The sequence below is a fragment of the Nocardioides sp. Z43_10 genome, from assembly GCF_059766615.1.
The window spans coordinates 340,272-356,162 of the sequence record NZ_JCBAJY010000001.1 but is presented as its reverse complement, the minus strand read 5'-3'; the positions used below and the strand labels follow the sequence as shown (position 1 = coordinate 356,162).

Here is a 15,891-nt window from a genome sequence, read left to right as displayed (position 1 = left end):
GGCAGAATCGACCACATGAGCCGTCGCGTCTACCTCCACATCGGGGCGCCCAAGACCGGCACCACCTACCTGCAGGACCGGCTGATGCGCAACGCGGCCACCCTGGCCGAGCACGGCGTGGTGCTGCCGTCGAAGTCGCGGCTGCTGGACGCCGACCTCTTCCACTTCCGCGCCGCCCTCGATCTGCTCGAGCAGGACTGGGGCGGAGCCCCCGGGCACGCGGCCGGCAGCTGGGAGACGATGGTGCGCCGGGTCCGCCGCGCCCACGGCACCGTGATCATCAGCCACGAGATCCTGGCGCCGGCCCCGGCCGAGAAGGTCGCCCGGGTGATGAACGACCTGGCCGGCAGCGAGATCCACATCGTGTACAGCGCCCGCGACCTCGGCCGCCAGCTCCCGGCGGCCTGGCAGGAGAGCATCAAGCAGGGCCGCAAGTGGAGCTTCAGCCGCTTCCTCGACGGCGTCGAGCGCGGCGGCCCCTGGTTCCGCGCCGCCTTCGACCTGCCCAGCGTGCTGACCACCTGGGGGGCGAACCTGTCGCCCGATCAGATCCACGTGGTCACCGTGCCCCAGGCGAGCGCGTCCGGGCCGGGCGACGAGCTGTGGCTGCGCTTCTGTCGGGTGTTCGGCATCGACCCCGCCTGGGCGCCGCTGGACAGCGAGCGCACCAACCGCTCCCTGGGCATCGCCGAGACCCAGCTGATCCGCCGGCTCAACCGCCGGATGGGGCGGGAGGTACGTCGCGAGGAGCGCTACGACGTCCTGGTCCGCGACCTGCTGGCCCACGAGCGCCTCGCCCATCGCCGCTCCACCCCGGTCCGGCTCTCCCCGCGACGCTTCGACTGGGCCGAGGCGCAGGCGGAGCGTTGGATCGAGTGGATCGAGGGCAGCGGCGTCGACGTCGTCGGTGACGTGGAGGACCTGCGGCCGGTGCGGCCGGCCGAGGACGAGGTCTGGCACAACCCCGACCGGGTGGGCGCCCGGCCCCAGCTCGAGGCGGCGCTCGACGCCCTGGAGGCGATGACCCGCGAGGCCGCCAGCCGGCCCGATCCCGAGCGGGCCCTCGGGCAGCGGATCCGCTCCCACGTCAACAGGCTGCGGAACACGTGAGCGGCGCGGTCCCCGGCGACGCTCGCGCCCGCGCCTGGGCGTGGGTCGACCACCTGCGCACCGGCGGGACCACCCCCTGGCTCGCGTGGCACCCGGAGGCCGCCGCGGGCAGCGCGCGCGCAGCGGGATCCGCGGGGCCCGGCGCGCCGAGCGACGGGCCGCTGCCCGGCGCCCAGCAGCTGGAGCTGCTGCGCCGGATCAACCTTGCCGCGGGTGCGGCCGTCGAGCCGGCGCTGGTCGAGCGGGTGCTGGCGTCCAGCCCGCCCGGCCGGGGGGCGCTCGACCTGCCGCTGGCCGGCACCCTGGCCGGAGAGCCGTTCGGCGCGCCGGCGGTCGACCCCGCGGCACTGGCTCCCCGCGAGCTGCTGCGCCCGGCGGTCGGGCTGCTGGCCGACGACGCGGTCGCCGCCCCCGACGAGCCGGGCCGCGCGCGGTGGCGACCCCGCGCCTCCGCGCGGCCACGGCCGCTGCCCTGGCGACGCCACCCCCGCCTGGTCGGCGACCCGGTGCTGGCGCGTGCGCTGCGCGCCGGCTTCGCGGCCGAGCGCTGTGCGCCCGGTCGCGGCGACGTGCTGGTGCTGGGCGGAGACCTCGAGCACCTGATGGGCGCGGTGTGGACCGTCCGGATCCTCGACGGCGGCACCGCCTCCTGGCGGGACTTCTGCGCGAGCTGGCACGCCCGTGACCAGCTGCCGCCGCGCGCCGACCTCGCCGCCCAGGCCGCGGTGTGGGCGCAGCGCCGACGCGAGGTGCAGGTGGTGATGGACCCGGGCGCCCTCGCCCACCTGGTGCCGGCACGCCGCCCGCCGGTCGCTCCGGCACCGGCTCCGAGCGTCGCCCTCGAGGTGACCCGCCGGGTCTCGCGCGTGCTCGGGCTGATGGTGCCCGCGCCGCGGCGTACGACGTTGATCCGCGCGGTGCTCGACGACGCGATCGCCGCCGTCGCCCGCTCGGCCGTCGCGCCGGGCGGGCACGGCTCCGACGCCTCGGTGCGCGGCTGGTCGCTGCCGCCGGTGGTCCCCGCCGAGCAGCGCGCGTGGCTGCGGCTCCAGGCCGCCGACCAGTGCCGGGCGCTCGCCGCGGCTCAGTACCCTGTGCACGGCCGGCTCGAGGCGCTGCTGCCCGCCGAGTCCTCCGCCGACGCGCCCGCGAGCCCCGCGTCGCTCGACGCGGCGGCCCTCGCCCTGGCGGTGCGGATGCTGCTCGACGGCGCCAGGGGACCCATCCAGCAACGGGGACGACGAGAGACGAGGAACAAGGCGTGACGAGCAAGCGGGTGCTGGTGCATGTCGGCACGCCCAAGACCGGTACGTCGTACTTCCAGGACGTCCTGTTCCGCAACCGCGAGGTGCTGCGCGAGCAGGGGATCCTCTATCCCGCCGAGCGCTTCGACGCCCAGTTCCTGGCCGCGCTCGACCTGATGCGGCTGCCGTGGGGCGGGCTGGAGACCGACGCGGTCGGCGCCTGGGACAAGCTGGCCGGCGAGGTGGCCGACTTCGACGGCACCGCGATCATCAGCCACGAGATCCTGGCCACCGCCTCCCGCCAGGAGGCGGACCGGGCGCTGGAGTCGCTGGGCCACGGAGCGGGGGCCGAGGTGCACCTGGTGCTCTCGGTGCGTGACCTGGTCCGCCAGATCCCGGCCGAGTGGCAGGAGAACGTCAAGCACCGCAGCACCGTCACCTATGCGCGGTTCCTGGAGATGATCCGCGACCCCGAGCGCCCGGGCCGGATCGCGAGCTGGTTCTGGGCGGCCCAGGAGATCCCCGACATCCTGCACCGCTGGGGCCACGCGCTGCCCCCCGAGCGGGTCCACCTCGTCACGGTGCCGGCCCCCGGTGCCCCGCGCGATCTGCTGTGGCAACGGTTCAGCAGGGTCTTCGGTCTCGACGGCCTCGACCTCGACCTGGAGGCCGAGCGGGTCAACCCGTCCCTGGGGGTGCCCGAGACGACGTTCATCCGCCGGCTCAACCTGGCCGTCAACAACGTGCTGGAGCCCGCTGACTACCGGCCGCTGGTGCGCGAGCTGCTGGCCCACCAGACGCTGTCGCGGCGCACCGAGTCACCGCGCCTGGCGCTCCCGCCGCAGGTGCATCCCTGGGCCCAGGAGGTGGCCGGGCGGTGGATCGAGGCGATCGCCGAGCGTGGGTACGACGTGGTCGGCGACCTCGAGGACCTGCGCGGCGGCCCGCCCGCACTCGAGTACGCCGACCCGGACCGGCCGCGTGAGCGCCTGGTCGCCGCGGCCGCGGTCGACGCCACCCGCGCGCTGCTGATGGAGAACACCCGGCTGCGGCACAGCGAGGCGCACCTCGCCGCGGAGCTGGCCGACGCGCGGCAGGCCCTGGAGCGCGCCTACCTGCGCCCGACGTACCGGCTGCGCGAGAAGATCGTGCGCCGGCTGGACTCCTCCAGCGCCGGCGCCCGGGTGATGCGGGTCTACCGCCGCGCGCGGGGCAGGAGCTCCTTGTCGACGTAGCGGCCGATCCGCCAGGTGGACCAGCCGTCGCTGCCGGCGCCCACCAGGCCGCCGACGACCGGCACCCGCCGGCCCACGGTGGTCACCATCTGCTTGCCGGCCACCTTGGCCAGCATCGCCGCGGCCACCTCGGCGGAGACGATCCGGTCCAGCGCCGGGTCGTGGGCCGGCGCCGTGGCCAGCGCCATCGGCGGGGCGGGGATCTTGCGCTTCTTGAGCAGCTTCTCGATCTCCTCCTCGCCGAGCAGGGACACCAGCAGCGCGTTGCGCACCCGCGGGTCCTCCAGCTCGTAGCCGCGCAGGTGGGCGATGCCCGCGATCATCCGGCTCTGCACCAGCGCCAGGCCGGTGACGTTGACCGGGATGGTCACCGCCGCGGTGACCAGGCCGCCCAGGTTGGTCACGAACCCCTGCGCGCCGGCGTAGCGGACGTGGTTGTCGATCAGCTCGCGGATCGCGCGCTTGTGGTCGCCGTCGTGGTCGGCGAGGTGCTTGTCGGCGGCCTCGGCGGCCGGAGGCAGGGGACCGACGCCTCGGATCGCGCGGTGCAGCGCCTCACGCACGAAGCTGCTGCTGAGGCCGGGGGCCAGCTGGGCGGCCTTCGGCAGCAGGACCCGGCTCACGTTCTGCTTGACGCTCATGCAGCGATCCTACGGAGCCGACGATGGTGCCGGGGCTCGGACGCTCCCGGGGCGGTGTGTCGCTACGGTGAGCATCGTGCCCGTCGAGCCGCCGCCCACCGTCTGGGACTTCGGCGACCCCGCCCGCTTCGACGAGCGCGGGGAGCTGGCCGAGGACGACCTGGTGGCGATCGGGGCGGACCTGGCCCCCGGCACGATCCTGGCCGCCTACCGGCGCGGCCTCTTCCCGATGCCCTCGGGGATGGCGAACGAGCCGCCGCACTGGTTCTGCCCGGTACGCCGAGGCGTGCTGCCGCTGGACGGGCTGGTCGTCTCGCGCTCCCTGCGCCGCGCCGTGCGCGACTACGAGATCCGGGTGGACACCGCGTTCGCCGAGGTGGTCGACGCCTGTGGCGACCCGCGCCGGCCGGGCGGGTGGATCGACGCCGACGTTCGCGCGGCGTACGTAGGCCTGCACGAGCTGGGGTGGGCGCACTCGGTCGAGGCCTGGCGCGGCGGAGAGCTCCTCGGCGGGCTCTACGGGCTGGCGATCGGGGGCCTGTTCGCCGGAGAGTCGATGTTCCACCGGGCCCGGGACGCCTCGAAGGTCGCCCTGGTCGGGCTGGTCGACCTGCTCACCGACGAGCACGCCGAGCGGCGCCTGCTCGACGTGCAGTGGAGCACGCCGCACCTGGCCTCCCTCGGCGTCGTCGAGGTGGATCGGGCCCATTACCTGCGGCGGCTGGGTCAGGCCCTGGCCGTACCGTTGCCACGGGCGCTGGACCGCTGAACCGCCGATCCGGCCCGCAGGCATGAACAGCGGGTGGATTGGGCAGGGTCCCGCCCCGAGACATCACCCACGACAGGAGAGCACATGAAGCACGTATCCCTGGCCGCAGGCCTGATCCTGATGGGCGGCGCGCTCGCCGGCTGCGGCAGCGACGGCGCCCCGACAGACGCCTCGGAGGGGGACTTCTGCAACGCCTACATCGAGGCCTCGACGATGGGCGGCGAGGACACCACCGGCGGCGACCTGAAGGACTGGGCCGAGGACCTCGAGGAGACGGGCACCCCGAAGAGCATCTCCGACGAGGAGCGCGAGGGCTTCGAGCTGCTCGTCAAGTGGGCCAAGGACGTCGACGAGGACGCGAAGGCCGCCGACATCGAGGACCCCGACATGAGCGAGTCGGAGGAGAAGAAGTTCGACGCGTTCGGCGAGTACGTCAGCACCACCTGCAAGGACGAGATCGAGAAGTCCATGGAGGAGCTCATGCCCGACGGTGCACCGAGCGCCCCCGAGTCGGAGTGACCCCGCAGCGCTGAGCAGGCCTCACGCGATGCGCGGCGGCTGACCGGTCTCGCTCACCATGGGGCGACCGGCGGCGGCCCACTCGACCATCCCGCCGTCCAGGTTCACCACGTCACGGCCCTGCTGGCTGAGCCAGGCCACCGCCTGGGCGGAGCGACCGCCGATCTTGCAGACCACCAGCGTCTGCTCGACCGGCACCTCGTCGAGGCGCTGCACGAGCTGCGAGAGCGGAACGTGCAGCGCCCCCTCGATGTGGGCGTGGTCCCACTCGACCTGCTCGCGCACGTCGAGCACGTGCAGGCCCTCGGGCAGCGGATCGGGCACGCCGTCGATGGTCACCGTGGGGATCTGGGTCATGCCCCCACGCTAGTCCCCGTGCCCGATGCCGAGGCGGCCGCGGGGTCGCGTCGCCACCACGCCACCACCGGCACCAGCAGCAGGGCCAGGAAGCCGCCGGCCAACGAGAGCGTGGCGAAGCTGGAGGCGTCCACGACGAGCCCCGAGAGCGCGCCGCCGGAGGCGCCGGCCAGGGCGACCAGGACGTCGAGGGCGCCCTGGGTGCGGGCCCGGGTCTCCAGCGGCGCCGCGTCGACGACCAGTGCCGTGCCGCTGATCAGGCCGAAGTTCCAGCCCAACCCGAGCAGGCACAGGGCGAGGGTCAGGGTCAGCAGGGAGTCCCCGGGGGCGAGCGCGGCGACCAGCCCGGCCGCGAGCAGGGTGGCGCCTCCCGCGATCGCCATCGGCACCCGCCCGACCTTGTCCACCAGGCGGCCGGTGACCAGGGACGGCAGGAACATCGCCCCGACGTGCATGCCGATCACGAACCCCACCGCGTCCAGGCTGTGGCCGTGGTGGCGCATGTGCACCGGCGTCATCGTCATGATCGCCACCATCGCGACCTGGGTGAGCACCATCACCGTCGCGCCGACGGCCACGCCTCGGCGGGCGCTCGTGGGGGGTGCGCCGGTGGGTGGGCTGGTGGGTGCGGGTGCTGCGGGGGAGGACGGGGCGCGGGCTTCGTCGGGGTCGGCGTCTGCGTCGGCGTCGGCGTCGGTGAGGGCGGCGGCGGCGCGGGCGACCAGGTACGGGTCGGGGCGCAGCGCGACGAACAGCACCAGCCCCGCCACGCCGTACGCCACCGCGCCGAGCAGGAACGGGCCGGCCAGCCGGGGGATGCCGAGCGCGGCGGCGAGGTCGCCGAGCAGGCCGACCGAGGCGGGTCCGGCGACCGCGCCGAAGGTGGTCGCGACCAGCGCGATGGAGACGGCGCTGGCCCGGCTCTGCGCCGGGGCCAGGTCGGTGCCGGCGTAGCGCGCCTGCAGGTTGGTGGCCGTGCCGGCGCCGTAGACGAACATCGCGGAGAAGAGCAGCAGCGGGCTGTCGATCACGGCGGCGACGACGATCGCGACGGCGCCGGCGGCGCCGGTCAGGAAGCCCGCGGCCAGGCCCAGCCGGCGACCCGAGCGCTGGGAGACGATGCCGACCAGGTACGCCGCGAGGGCGGAGCCCAGCGTGAACAACGCGGCCGGCAGCCCCGCGATCCCGGCGCCGCCGACCATCTCCTGGGCCAGCAGCGCGCCGACCGTGACGCCGGCGGCCAGGCCGGCGCCGCCGAAGACCTGGGAGACGACGACCACGCGCAGGGTGCGGCGATGCAGCGCGCGGCGGGCCTCGGGCGAGGCGGCCACGCGCGCGACCTCGGAACGGGCCGGGCTCATCCGAGCGGGCTCACTTGAGCAGTCGGGACATGCGCCGGTCGGCGAGCGGCTTGCCGCCGGTCTGGCAGGTGGGGCAGTACTGCAGGCTCGAGTCGGCGAACGACACCTCGCGGACCACGTCACCGCAGACCGGGCACTTCTCGCCGGTGCGCCCGTGCACCGCGAGGTGCGACTTCTTCTCGCCCTTGAGCTGGCTGGGTGCCAGCCCGCGCGAACGCTCGACCGCATCGCCGAGCACCGTGCGGATCGCGGCGTAGAGGATCTCCAGCTCGTCGTCGCTGAGGCTGTTGGCGGGCTTGAACGGCGAGAGCCGCGCGGCGTGGAGAAGCTCGTCGGAGTAGGCGTTGCCGATACCGGCGATCGTGCCCTGGTTGCGCAGGATCCCCTTGATCTGGGCGCGGCCCGCGTCGGCGAGGATCTGGCCGAGCAGGTCGCGGGTGAACCCCTCGCCGAGCGGGTCGGGTCCGAGCCGGGCGATCCCGGGCACCTCCTGGGGGTCTCGCACGACGTACATCGCCAGGCTCTTCTTGGTGCCCGCCTCGGTGATGTCGAGGCCGGCGACGTCGTCGATCACCACCCGCGCGGCCATCGGCGACTTGTTGCTGGGCTTGGGCGGCAGGGTCGGCACCTCGTCGCGCCAGCGCACCCAGCCGGCCCGCGCGAGGTGCAGCACCAGGTGCAGGCCCGAGGCCTCGACGTCGAGGAACTTGCCGTGCCGGGTGACGTCGTCGACCAGCGTCCCCTCCAGCGCGGACAGCGGCGGGTCGAAGGTCTTCAGGGCGCTGAACGCAGCCAGGTGGACCTTGGTGATCGCGTGGTCCTTGAGCCGGCCCTTCAGATCGAGGGCCAGGGCTTCCACCTCGGGCAGCTCGGGCACGCCGCTCAGTCTAGGGCGCCGGGGCCCCGCGCAGGGGGCGTCGACCGCTGCCCGGCGCCGTCCCTTGTCGCCGTTTGGTCCCCAACGGGGCATATTTCGCGCAGGAGCATGCCGTTAGTGACCATTCGGCGACCCCCGACCCATCCCTACGGCCCTGGCCCGGCCTCGACCGGAATGCCTCCGCGTGACCTCCTCGCCGGCCTCGACGCAACGGCGTACGACGTCGGCTTTCCCTCGAACGGGCAAGGCACGCCGAGGCGCCGCGATTGGGCGGAAACGGACCCTCGCGGCCGCACATCACCCCCGTTGGGGACCAAACGAGGTGCATCCGTGCGCTTCGGTCGAAGGTCGGCGCCACAGCGGCGTACGTCGCAAGCTGGCCCGCGGACCCGGACGTGGCCCCGTGAGGGGTGCCGGGGTCGTCGATTGGGCAGAAACGGACCCTCGGCGCCTGGAATCGCATCCGTTGGGGACCAAACGGCGACCGGGAGGGCGCCCAACACAGGACACGCTACCCAAATCTAGCCCCCACCCTAGACGCGCAGATATCGTCCGCACATGGATCCGATCCGCAACCCGTATGCCCCAGGGGCCGGCCAGCGTCCCCCCGAGCTGGCGGGGCGCGACCGGGAGCTGCGCCAGTTCGAGGTGACGCTCGAGCGGGTGGCCGCGGGACGCCCGGAGCGGAGCATGGTGCTCTCGGGACTGCGGGGGGTGGGCAAGACGGTGCTGCTCAACGCCCTGCGCTCGCAGGCCGTGAAGCGGGCGTGGGGGACGGGCAAGATCGAGGCCCGCCCGGACCAGAGCATCCGGATCCCGATGGCCCAGGCGGTGCACGCGGGCATCCGCGAGGTGTCGCACCGCCACCGCGACCCCGACCGGGTGGACGCGGTGGCGGGGGTGCTGAAGAGCTTCGCTCTGCGCACGTCGGTCGAGGATCGCAAGGGGATGCGCTGGACGCCGCCGATCGACGTGCCGGCCACCCGCGGCCGTGCGGACTCCGGTGACCTCGAGCTCGATCTGGTCGAGCTGTTCTCCGACGTGGCCGAGCTGGCCGGCGACCTCGGCGTCGGGATGGCGGTGTTCATCGACGAGATGCAGGACATCCCCGCGCCCGAGCTGGCCGCGCTGTGCGGGGCCTGCCACGAGATCAGCCAGCAGGGCTCCCCGTTGATCGTGGTGGGCGCCGGCCTGCCGCACCTGCCGGTGGCGCTCGCCGCCTCCAAGTCGTACGCCGAGCGGCTGTTCCGCTACGTGTCCGTGGATCGCCTGCCCCGGGAGATGGCCGACCGGGCCTGGCGGGTCCCGGCCTCGACCGAGGAGGTCGACTTCGAGGCGGACGCGCTCGACGAGCTCTACCGACTCACCGACGGCTATCCCTACTTCGTGCAGGCGTACGGAAAGGTGACCTGGGACGCGGCCGTCGGGTCGCCGGTGCGGGTGGAGGACGTGCGGGTGGCGGCGCCCGAGGCGGAGGCCGAGCTCGCGGTGGGCTTCTTCGGCGCCCGCTACGACCGGGCGACGCCGGCCGAGCGCGACTACATGGTGGCGATGGCCGACCTCGGAGCCGACAACGCCGACGGGCCGGTGTCGACCGCCGACGTGGCGCGGCACCTGGAGCGCAAGCCGCAGTCGCTCTCCCCGGCGCGCGACGGCCTGATCAAGAAGGGGCTGGTCTTCTCCGCCGAGCGCGGCAGCGTCGCCTTCACGGTGCCGCACTTCGGGGCCTTCCTCCGCTCCCGCTGAGCGCGCCCCCTGCTGAGCCGCTGAGGCGCCCCGGGAGGGGCCATTTGTGACCGCACACTGAGATGTCACGCTCGGTGTTACTCGGTGTGACATCTCGTGGGTACGTTGTGGGCAAGCGGGCGCGGGAGCCGCCCGGAGCACTTGATGAGGGAGAGAACCGTGCAGATGACGCGCGTAGCAAGACTGTTGACCTCGGCCGTCCTGTCCGGCGCGGTGGCCGTCTCGGGGGCCCAGCTCACCGGCGCCTCGGCGGCGCCGGCCCAGCTGGTCGCCCGGTCCGCGGAACCGACCGCGAAGACGGCTGCGGCTGCCGCCGAGGCGTCGGCTGCGCGGCCTGCGGCCACCCGGGCCAAGCGCCTGGCGCGCAAGAAGCGGGTGGGCGCCAACGTCGCCGACCGCAAGCGCGCGGCGTACCGCGAGATCCTCGCCGACCCGAAGATGACGGACCTGGAGGGTCTCGGCCCCCAGCTCGAGCGGGCGGCCAAGCAGGGCCTGGCCCGGATCAACCAGCTGGAGCGCAGCCTGCGTCAGGCGAAGCGGCCGCAGCGCGCCACCCAGATCATCAAGCGCCTGCGCGCCCTCGACCCCGGTGAGCTGCGCGAGATGGGCACGGTGGCCGTCACGGCGCTCTACGCCCAGGAGAACCCCAGCGCGATCCGCGACGTGCTCGAGCTGCTCGAGGGCTCTCCGCTGGGCAAGCCCCTGGCCGGGGTGATCTCGCTCATCCGCGACATCGTCGAGAAGATCAACGAGACGCCGCTGGGCACCGTCGTGCGGATCGTGGACACCCTGCTCGGCGGGCTGACCGGGCTGCTGAAGAACCTGATCGGCCAGCTGCCGCTGCCGGCCCTGGGCGGTCGCTGATCCCCTCTCGCCCCGGCTGACGGCGCCCACCGGGCGTAGTGCCGGGGCCCCGGCGTGGACACCGCGGCGGGCCGGGTGCACCATTTCGGGGCGGCGCGATGCCGATCCGAGCTGGGTACCCGGCCCGCCGTTCGCCGTTCACGAGGAGACGCATGAGGCCGAAGGTCGTCGCTCACCGCGGCGCCAGCCACGAGCTCGCCGAGCACACACTCGGCGCCTATCTCGCCGCCCTCGACGCCGGTGCCGAGGGCCTCGAGTGCGACGTACGGCTGACGGCCGACGGCCACCTGGTCTGCGTCCACGACCGGGACCTGCGTCGTACGGCGCGCACCCGCGGGGTGGTCTCCACGATGGAGCTCGCCGAGCTCAGCGACCTGGACTTCGCCTCGTGGAAGAACCCCTGGGCCGAGCTGGACGACGAGCACACCGAGCGCGACGAGGAGCTGGGCAGGGTCCTGACGCTGCGCAGGCTGTTGGAGACCGTCGCCGACTACGAGCGGCCCATCGAGATCGCGATCGAGACCAAGCACCCGACGCGCTTCGCCGGTCTGGTCGAGCGGCGGGTGGTGGAGCTGCTGCGGGAGTTCGGATGGGACCGCGCGGACTCACCGGCCAAGGTGATGAGCTTCTCGGCGACGGCGCTGCGCCGGGTCGAGCGGCTCGCCCCCGACCTGCGGCTGGTGATGCTCATCGACAAGGCCCACCACTGGCCGATGCTGCGACGCCTGATCGGGCCGCACTGGGCGCTGGGCCCCGGAGTCGCCGAGCTGCGCGACCATCCCGGCTTCGCCCGGCGGCTGGTGGAGAGCGGCCGGGAGGTCAACGTGTGGGTGGTCAACACCCCCGAGGACCTCGAGGTGTGCCAGCGCTACGCAGTGGCCTCGGTCATCACCGACAGGCCGGCCTACCTGCGCCAACTGCTCGGCGTATAGGTTCGACTGTCATGGGAAAGAGCTCTCGCACCAAGGCCCGTGACCAAGCCCCCGGCACTCCCGGGGAGGTGGCGCCGCGCCAGCCCTGCCCGTGCGGGTCGGGCCGCCGCTACAAGGCCTGCCACGGCTCGTCCGACCCGGGGGCCGCGACCTTCGTGGTGCGTCCCTTCGAGGGGATGCCCTCGGAGTGCGACGTCATCGCGCTGCGCGAGCTGGTGCCGGCCGCGACCGCCCCACTGAGGCTCAAGGACTCCGAGCGTCCCGTCCTGCTCTGCTCGCTCCTGCCGGGGGCAGCCCCGGCGCTGGTGCGCGAGGACGGCACGATCTGGCTGGGCCTGCAGGTCCAGCACCAGTACGGCGACCCGGCCCGGGACGCCGGCGCGGTGCTCCAGCGGGCGCTGGAGGCGGCGCCCGGTGACGTGGTCGGGCTGATCGAGGCGCCGGGGGAGGGCCCGCGACTGCAGGACCTCGTCGTCGACGAGCCGCTGGAGATCACCGTGCACGAGGGCTTCGGCTACTGGCTCGCCGACGTCGAGGACCAGTCCCCGGCGATGCTGGCGGCCCTGGAGCAGGCCAACGGCGCGGCTTCCCCGACCGTGCGGCTGCGCAGCGTCGAGGCGGCGTACTGGACCGACGTGGGCACCAAGGAGCACCTGCGCTGGGTGATGCCCGAGCCCGAGGACCGGCTCCTCGACGCCCTGGCCCGGCTGCACGCCGCGGGCCGCGACCGCCTGGTCGAGGGTTCGCGCCTGGTGGGCATGTTCCGCGCCCACGGACTGCTGGCTCCGGTGTGGGACCTCCCCTTGGGGACCGGTGCGCAGGTGCTCGAGGAACCGGCCGCTCGCTTCGCCGCGGACCTCGCCGAGGTGCTGGCCGACCCCACGCCGCTGACGTCCGCGGAGCGTGCGACACGGGCGGGTCTGACCAACCGCCAGGTCACCATCCGGTGAGGTACATCACTTCGCAAGAAATCGGGGATTTTGGCTGTTCCACGGCCTGAGCGTCCCGTACATTCTCCTGTGCCCGGCCGTTGTTGTATCCCCCGTCAGCAACGGCCGGGTCTTCAGATCTTCCGGCGGAAACCGTGCGGAGATCCCGGTGGTCTCCCCGAGCCCCGGTTCGGCTCGCGATGAGCCTGTAGGTGCACCTGCCAGGCGATGGCGTTGATGGCCAGGAACGCGCCGAGAAGCGCAGAGGTCCAAGGTGCGCGCCCCGCCGCTGCGACGACCGCTCAAGCAGTTGGGCGAGGGAGGTGGGTTTGCGTGGAGTCAGGGTCGGGCGGTGGGCCTGAAGAACTGCAGCAACATGAAGCCCGCACCGATCCACGCACCGAAGCAGAGCGACCCGACCACGAATCCGATGACGATCCCCCAGATGGCCCAGGGCTCCCCGACAGGGCTCAAGGCGAGCGACCACAACGCGACTGCAAACACCCACAGCGCAACCAACGTCGGGCGGGTACGCGCTTCGGCACGTGCGAACGCCACACTGCCAACCAAGACGTAGGCGGCCGCGATCAAGGACAGTACGGGCCACATGCCGGTGCCTATCGAAACCCCGGCGATCCAGATCGCCCCGGAGGTGAGAAAGGCGAGCAGCCGCGCCCGACGGAGCGCCATAGCTGCCCTGAACTCGCCTTGAGGGCGGGCGGCGGCCGCACGGGAGGCGCTGAGGCGGTCGCTCACGGGAAGCACTTTCCTCAGCGGGGTCATCGTATGGAGTATCGGCACAAGGGTGGACTCCTGAAGCAATCTAGCCTCGCATGTCAGGCACGCTGAGAACGTCCACCCGGCGGGTCACCATGCCGATACGTCGACCATGAGTAACGGCTCTTCGGAGCCGCGCAAGGGATTCGACCCCGCGCCGCTGTTCATGCGTCGACACCATGGATCGCCGGGCCCCGTGAAGGGGAAGAGTCAGCAACCGGCTCCGGGTCGTCGCGCTTGTCCAAGCCGCTTCGGCTCAGCGGCGTTACGGAGGAAGTCGGTCGCGAGCGTCAGGGGCAGGTCGAGGGTGAAGCCGTGACCTGCGCACTCAGCGTTTTCCACGGAGGTCTCTTCAGACTCCTTCGCCCGGCTGAGCCGGAAGCTGCTCAGTCGGCTCGGTAGACCCGCACCCAGTCGACCTCCAGCGCGACCGAAGACCGGCCCCCCGCGAGCGTGGGCCAGGCTCCGTCGATGCGGTGGGTGTGGGTCTGCAGTCCGACCCACATCCTGGTGTCGGGGATCCGGGCCGGGTCGGTCTCGACCTTGAGCACGCGGTCGTCGAGCAGGTAGGTGATCGCCTCGGCGGACCAGCGCACCGACACGGTGTGCCACTGGGTGAAGTCGCTGGTGGTGACGTGCTGGGAGAGCTGGCGTCCCGACGCGGTGGGCCAGTGGGTGGTCACCATCATTCGGGAGCGGTCGCCCCAGGTCTCGGCGATCTCGTAGAAGTCGATCTCCGGAGGCCAGGAGTTGTCCGCGGGCCACAGCAGCGCCGCGGCCGAGACCCCGGCTCCGGCGTCGAACCGGATCCGGGCATCGAAGCGACCGTAGGTGCGCGCGGCCCCCGCCCAGTTCCAGCCGCCGACCCCACCGGAGCGCCATACCCCACCCTCCGGTCGGGAGTGCAGCTTCAAGGTGCCCTCGGACACCTCGACCTGCGACGGGTGCCAGCGCGTGTCCGAGCAGCAGCCCGGGACGCCGGTGTAGGGCACCCACTTGGTGGTGTCGAGCGTGCCGCCGCCGAACTCGTCGGCGGTCACCAGCGTCCAGCCGTCCGGCGCTGCCGGTGCGGGAGTCGCCGGTGCGGGAGCCGCTGGTGTGGGAGCTGCCGGTGCGGGAGCCGCTGGTGCGGGAGCCGGTCGTGCCGGAGCTGCCGGTGCCGGAGCCGCCGGCGCGGGAGCCGGAGCCGGAGCCCGGGTCGGCGCCACGGCGGGCTTCGCCCGCGGGCAGTGCCGGTGCTTGTGCAGGCGAGGTGGCCGGCGGCTGGGGTGGTTGGCCGGCCGGCACCTGCGGGCGGGGCGCAGGCTCGGGGTCGCGGCGGGAGCCTGCTGGACCTGGTGGGCCCGGTCGAGCGCGGTGACCGCAGCGCTCTCGTCGCCGGTGCCGACTGACAGCGCGGTCAGGGTGGCCATGGTCAGCAGTGCGGTGACGAAGAAGGCTCGGTGCTTGGTGCGCGACATGTTGTCCCCCGTGGTGACGGGGCGCTGTCCGGGCATTCGGCGGACGCGCCGTAGTCCTCCTGATCGGTATCTGGACCCGGGACTTGAGGTGCGTGGGCGCTTTCTTTACTCCGCGCGAGATGCAAGAAATCGGGAGGCTCCCTGTGACGTGGCTAACATTCGGCAGCCCTCGGCGTAGGGCAGGCCACCGCATTCCGGGAGGAAACCGTGCATCCACGCAAGCTCATCGGGCTCTTGATCGCCCTGTTCGTCGCCGTCGCCGCCTCGGTAGCGCTGACCGGCCCGGCCCGTGCCACAGCGACAGCCGCGGCAGCCGACGCTCCCGCCGGGAGCGCCCGAGCAGCGGACTGCAGCGCGGAGCGCACCGCGCTGGCCACGTCGACCAAGCGCGTCCAGACCAAGAAGGCGCAGCTCAAGAAGGCCACCCGTGCGCTGACCAAGGCGACCAAGAAGGCCAAGAAGGCCAAGGGTGCCAAGGGTGCCAAGAAGGCCAAGGCCGCCAAGGCCGTGAAGAAGGCCCGGGCCAAGAAGGCACGCGCCAAGAAGGCTCTCCAGCGCGCCCGCTCGGCCCAGTCCGGCGCGCGTCAGCGGCTCGCCGCCTGCCAGCAGGGGCCGGCCGACCCGCCGTCCTCCCCGCTGAGCCCCGAGCAGCTGTGTGCGGTGCTCCCGATCCCGGGGATCTGTGGCGGCGAGGGCGCGCCGGTGCCCAGCCCGGAGGAGTTCGCCGAGCAGCTGTGCGCCCTGCCCGGTGCGGCCCAGCTGTGCGAGGCCATCGGCGGGGGTGCGGCCCCGAGCTTCGACGAGATCGTCACCCAGCTGTGCGCGATGGAGGGCATCAGCGAGCTCTGCGCGCTGGCCGAGGGCGGTGGCGGCGTACCGACGCCCACACCGGAGGACCTGTGCGAGCTGCCGGTCCTCGGCTCGATCCTGTGCGCGCTGGTCCCGCTCGCGGAGCCGGCGCGAGCCTGATCAGCGACGCGTGATCAGCGCTGCCTGATCGCCCACCAGACGTCCCGGCCTCCGTGGAGGCCGGGACGTCTCGCCTTTTACGGGCGGCCGACCCGAGCGTG

The 15,891-nt window shown here is 73.2% G+C and carries 16 protein-coding genes; 10 read left to right on the top strand and 6 right to left on the bottom strand.

The window, feature by feature from the left end:
* The first annotated feature begins 15 nt into the window (after nucleotides 1-15).
* From AC6EI4_RS01735 to AC6EI4_RS01725, 3 genes are read left to right on the top strand one after another with little or no spacing between them, the layout of a single operon-like run.
* Nucleotides 16-1,110, top strand: coding sequence for a hypothetical protein (locus tag AC6EI4_RS01735; RefSeq protein WP_498450376.1), 1,095 nt, complete (start codon nucleotides 16-18; stop codon nucleotides 1,108-1,110).
* Nucleotides 1,107-2,375 (top strand): hypothetical protein, encoded by a 1,269-nt coding sequence (locus AC6EI4_RS01730; protein WP_498450375.1) that lies wholly within the window; start codon nucleotides 1,107-1,109, stop codon nucleotides 2,373-2,375. Before AC6EI4_RS01735 ends, AC6EI4_RS01730 begins: the two co-directional genes overlap by 4 nt.
* On the top strand, nucleotides 2,372-3,589 hold the full coding sequence (locus tag AC6EI4_RS01725; protein ID WP_498450374.1) for a hypothetical protein: 1,218 nt from the start codon (nucleotides 2,372-2,374) through the stop codon (nucleotides 3,587-3,589). Before AC6EI4_RS01730 ends, AC6EI4_RS01725 begins: the two co-directional genes overlap by 4 nt.
* On the opposite strand, the gene AC6EI4_RS01720 is transcribed toward AC6EI4_RS01725, so the two are convergent.
* A complete protein-coding gene (locus AC6EI4_RS01720; RefSeq protein ID WP_498420285.1) occupies nucleotides 3,550-4,230 on the bottom strand; it encodes a hypothetical protein in 681 nt (226 codons plus the stop codon). The genes AC6EI4_RS01725 and AC6EI4_RS01720 overlap by 40 nt on opposite strands.
* Nucleotides 4,231-4,306: 76 nt before the next feature.
* On the opposite strand from AC6EI4_RS01720, the gene aat reads away from it, so the two are divergent.
* Both aat and AC6EI4_RS01710 read left to right on the top strand, forming a co-directional pair.
* The gene (gene aat / locus AC6EI4_RS01715) at nucleotides 4,307-4,999 is read left to right on the top strand and encodes a leucyl/phenylalanyl-tRNA--protein transferase (RefSeq protein ID WP_498450373.1); all 693 of its coding nucleotides are present in this window, start codon (nucleotides 4,307-4,309) and stop codon (nucleotides 4,997-4,999) included.
* An 84-nt stretch (nucleotides 5,000-5,083) separates the two neighbouring features.
* Nucleotides 5,084-5,518: a hypothetical protein gene (locus tag AC6EI4_RS01710; protein ID WP_498420289.1), complete on the top strand. Its 435-nt coding sequence runs from the start codon at nucleotides 5,084-5,086 to the stop codon at nucleotides 5,516-5,518.
* Between the two features lie 21 nt (nucleotides 5,519-5,539).
* Here AC6EI4_RS01710 and AC6EI4_RS01705 read toward each other — a convergent pair whose 3' ends face one another.
* From AC6EI4_RS01705 to AC6EI4_RS01695, 3 genes are read right to left on the bottom strand one after another with little or no spacing between them, the layout of a single operon-like run.
* A complete protein-coding gene (locus AC6EI4_RS01705) occupies nucleotides 5,540-5,875 on the bottom strand; it encodes a rhodanese-like domain-containing protein (protein ID WP_498420291.1) in 336 nt (111 codons plus the stop codon).
* Entirely contained in the window at nucleotides 5,872-7,236 is a 1,365-nt protein-coding gene (locus AC6EI4_RS01700; protein ID WP_498450372.1) for an MFS transporter, read from the bottom strand. The genes AC6EI4_RS01705 and AC6EI4_RS01700 overlap by 4 nt, the downstream gene beginning before the upstream one ends.
* A 10-nt stretch (nucleotides 7,237-7,246) precedes the next feature.
* Nucleotides 7,247-8,113, bottom strand: coding sequence for an Fpg/Nei family DNA glycosylase (locus tag AC6EI4_RS01695; RefSeq protein WP_498420294.1), 867 nt, complete (start codon nucleotides 8,111-8,113; stop codon nucleotides 7,247-7,249).
* A gap of 558 nt (nucleotides 8,114-8,671) precedes the next feature.
* Here AC6EI4_RS01695 and AC6EI4_RS01690 point away from each other — a divergent pair.
* The 4 genes from AC6EI4_RS01690 to AC6EI4_RS01675 all read left to right on the top strand — a co-directional run bounded on the left by AC6EI4_RS01690 (nucleotide 8,672) and on the right by AC6EI4_RS01675 (nucleotide 12,605).
* Nucleotides 8,672-9,859 carry a DUF8462 domain-containing protein gene (locus tag AC6EI4_RS01690; protein ID WP_498450371.1) on the top strand — a complete coding sequence of 396 codons (1,188 nt, stop codon included), beginning with the start codon at nucleotides 8,672-8,674 and terminating at the stop codon, nucleotides 9,857-9,859.
* Nucleotides 9,860-10,045: 186 nt separating this feature from the next.
* Nucleotides 10,046-10,723: a hypothetical protein gene (locus AC6EI4_RS01685; RefSeq protein ID WP_498450370.1), complete on the top strand. Its 678-nt coding sequence runs from the start codon at nucleotides 10,046-10,048 to the stop codon at nucleotides 10,721-10,723.
* Between the two features lie 152 nt (nucleotides 10,724-10,875).
* Nucleotides 10,876-11,655: a glycerophosphodiester phosphodiesterase family protein gene (locus AC6EI4_RS01680; RefSeq protein ID WP_498420300.1), complete on the top strand. Its 780-nt coding sequence runs from the start codon at nucleotides 10,876-10,878 to the stop codon at nucleotides 11,653-11,655.
* Nucleotides 11,656-11,666: 11 nt separating this feature from the next.
* On the top strand, nucleotides 11,667-12,605 hold the full coding sequence (locus AC6EI4_RS01675; protein ID WP_498420303.1) for a DUF5926 family protein: 939 nt from the start codon (nucleotides 11,667-11,669) through the stop codon (nucleotides 12,603-12,605).
* Between the two features lie 318 nt (nucleotides 12,606-12,923).
* Here AC6EI4_RS01675 and AC6EI4_RS01670 read toward each other — a convergent pair whose 3' ends face one another.
* Nucleotides 12,924-13,340, bottom strand: a complete 417-nt coding sequence (locus AC6EI4_RS01670; RefSeq protein WP_498450369.1) for a hypothetical protein — start codon at nucleotides 13,338-13,340, stop codon at nucleotides 12,924-12,926.
* Nucleotides 13,341-13,747: 407 nt separating this feature from the next.
* Nucleotides 13,748-14,821 carry a glycoside hydrolase family 16 protein gene (locus AC6EI4_RS01665; RefSeq protein ID WP_498450368.1) on the bottom strand — a complete coding sequence of 358 codons (1,074 nt, stop codon included), beginning with the start codon at nucleotides 14,819-14,821 and terminating at the stop codon, nucleotides 13,748-13,750.
* Between the two features lie 207 nt (nucleotides 14,822-15,028).
* Between AC6EI4_RS01665 and AC6EI4_RS01660 the strand changes: the two genes are divergently transcribed.
* Complete coding sequence (locus AC6EI4_RS01660) at nucleotides 15,029-15,790, top strand: hypothetical protein (protein WP_498450367.1); 762 nt, start codon at nucleotides 15,029-15,031, stop codon at nucleotides 15,788-15,790.
* The last annotated feature ends 101 nt before the right edge of the window (nucleotides 15,791-15,891 follow it).

What these genes read in the sequence shown, in the direction of transcription:
- AC6EI4_RS01735 (WP_498450376.1), top strand. Translation starts at nt 16, where the DNA reads ATGAGCCGTCGCGTCTACCTCCACATCGGGGCGCCCAAGACCGGCACC.
- AC6EI4_RS01720 (WP_498420285.1), bottom strand. Translation starts at nt 4,230, where the DNA reads ATGAGCGTCAAGCAGAACGTGAGCCGGGTCCTGCTGCCGAAGGCCGCC.
- AC6EI4_RS01710 (WP_498420289.1), top strand. Translation starts at nt 5,084, where the DNA reads ATGAAGCACGTATCCCTGGCCGCAGGCCTGATCCTGATGGGCGGCGCG.
- AC6EI4_RS01705 (WP_498420291.1), bottom strand. Translation starts at nt 5,875, where the DNA reads ATGACCCAGATCCCCACGGTGACCATCGACGGCGTGCCCGATCCGCTG.
- AC6EI4_RS01700 (WP_498450372.1), bottom strand. Translation starts at nt 7,236, where the DNA reads ATGAGCCCGGCCCGTTCCGAGGTCGCGCGCGTGGCCGCCTCGCCCGAG.
- AC6EI4_RS01690 (WP_498450371.1), top strand. Translation starts at nt 8,672, where the DNA reads ATGGATCCGATCCGCAACCCGTATGCCCCAGGGGCCGGCCAGCGTCCC.
- AC6EI4_RS01680 (WP_498420300.1), top strand. Translation starts at nt 10,876, where the DNA reads ATGAGGCCGAAGGTCGTCGCTCACCGCGGCGCCAGCCACGAGCTCGCC.
- AC6EI4_RS01675 (WP_498420303.1), top strand. Translation starts at nt 11,667, where the DNA reads ATGGGAAAGAGCTCTCGCACCAAGGCCCGTGACCAAGCCCCCGGCACT.
- AC6EI4_RS01665 (WP_498450368.1), bottom strand. Translation starts at nt 14,821, where the DNA reads ATGTCGCGCACCAAGCACCGAGCCTTCTTCGTCACCGCACTGCTGACC.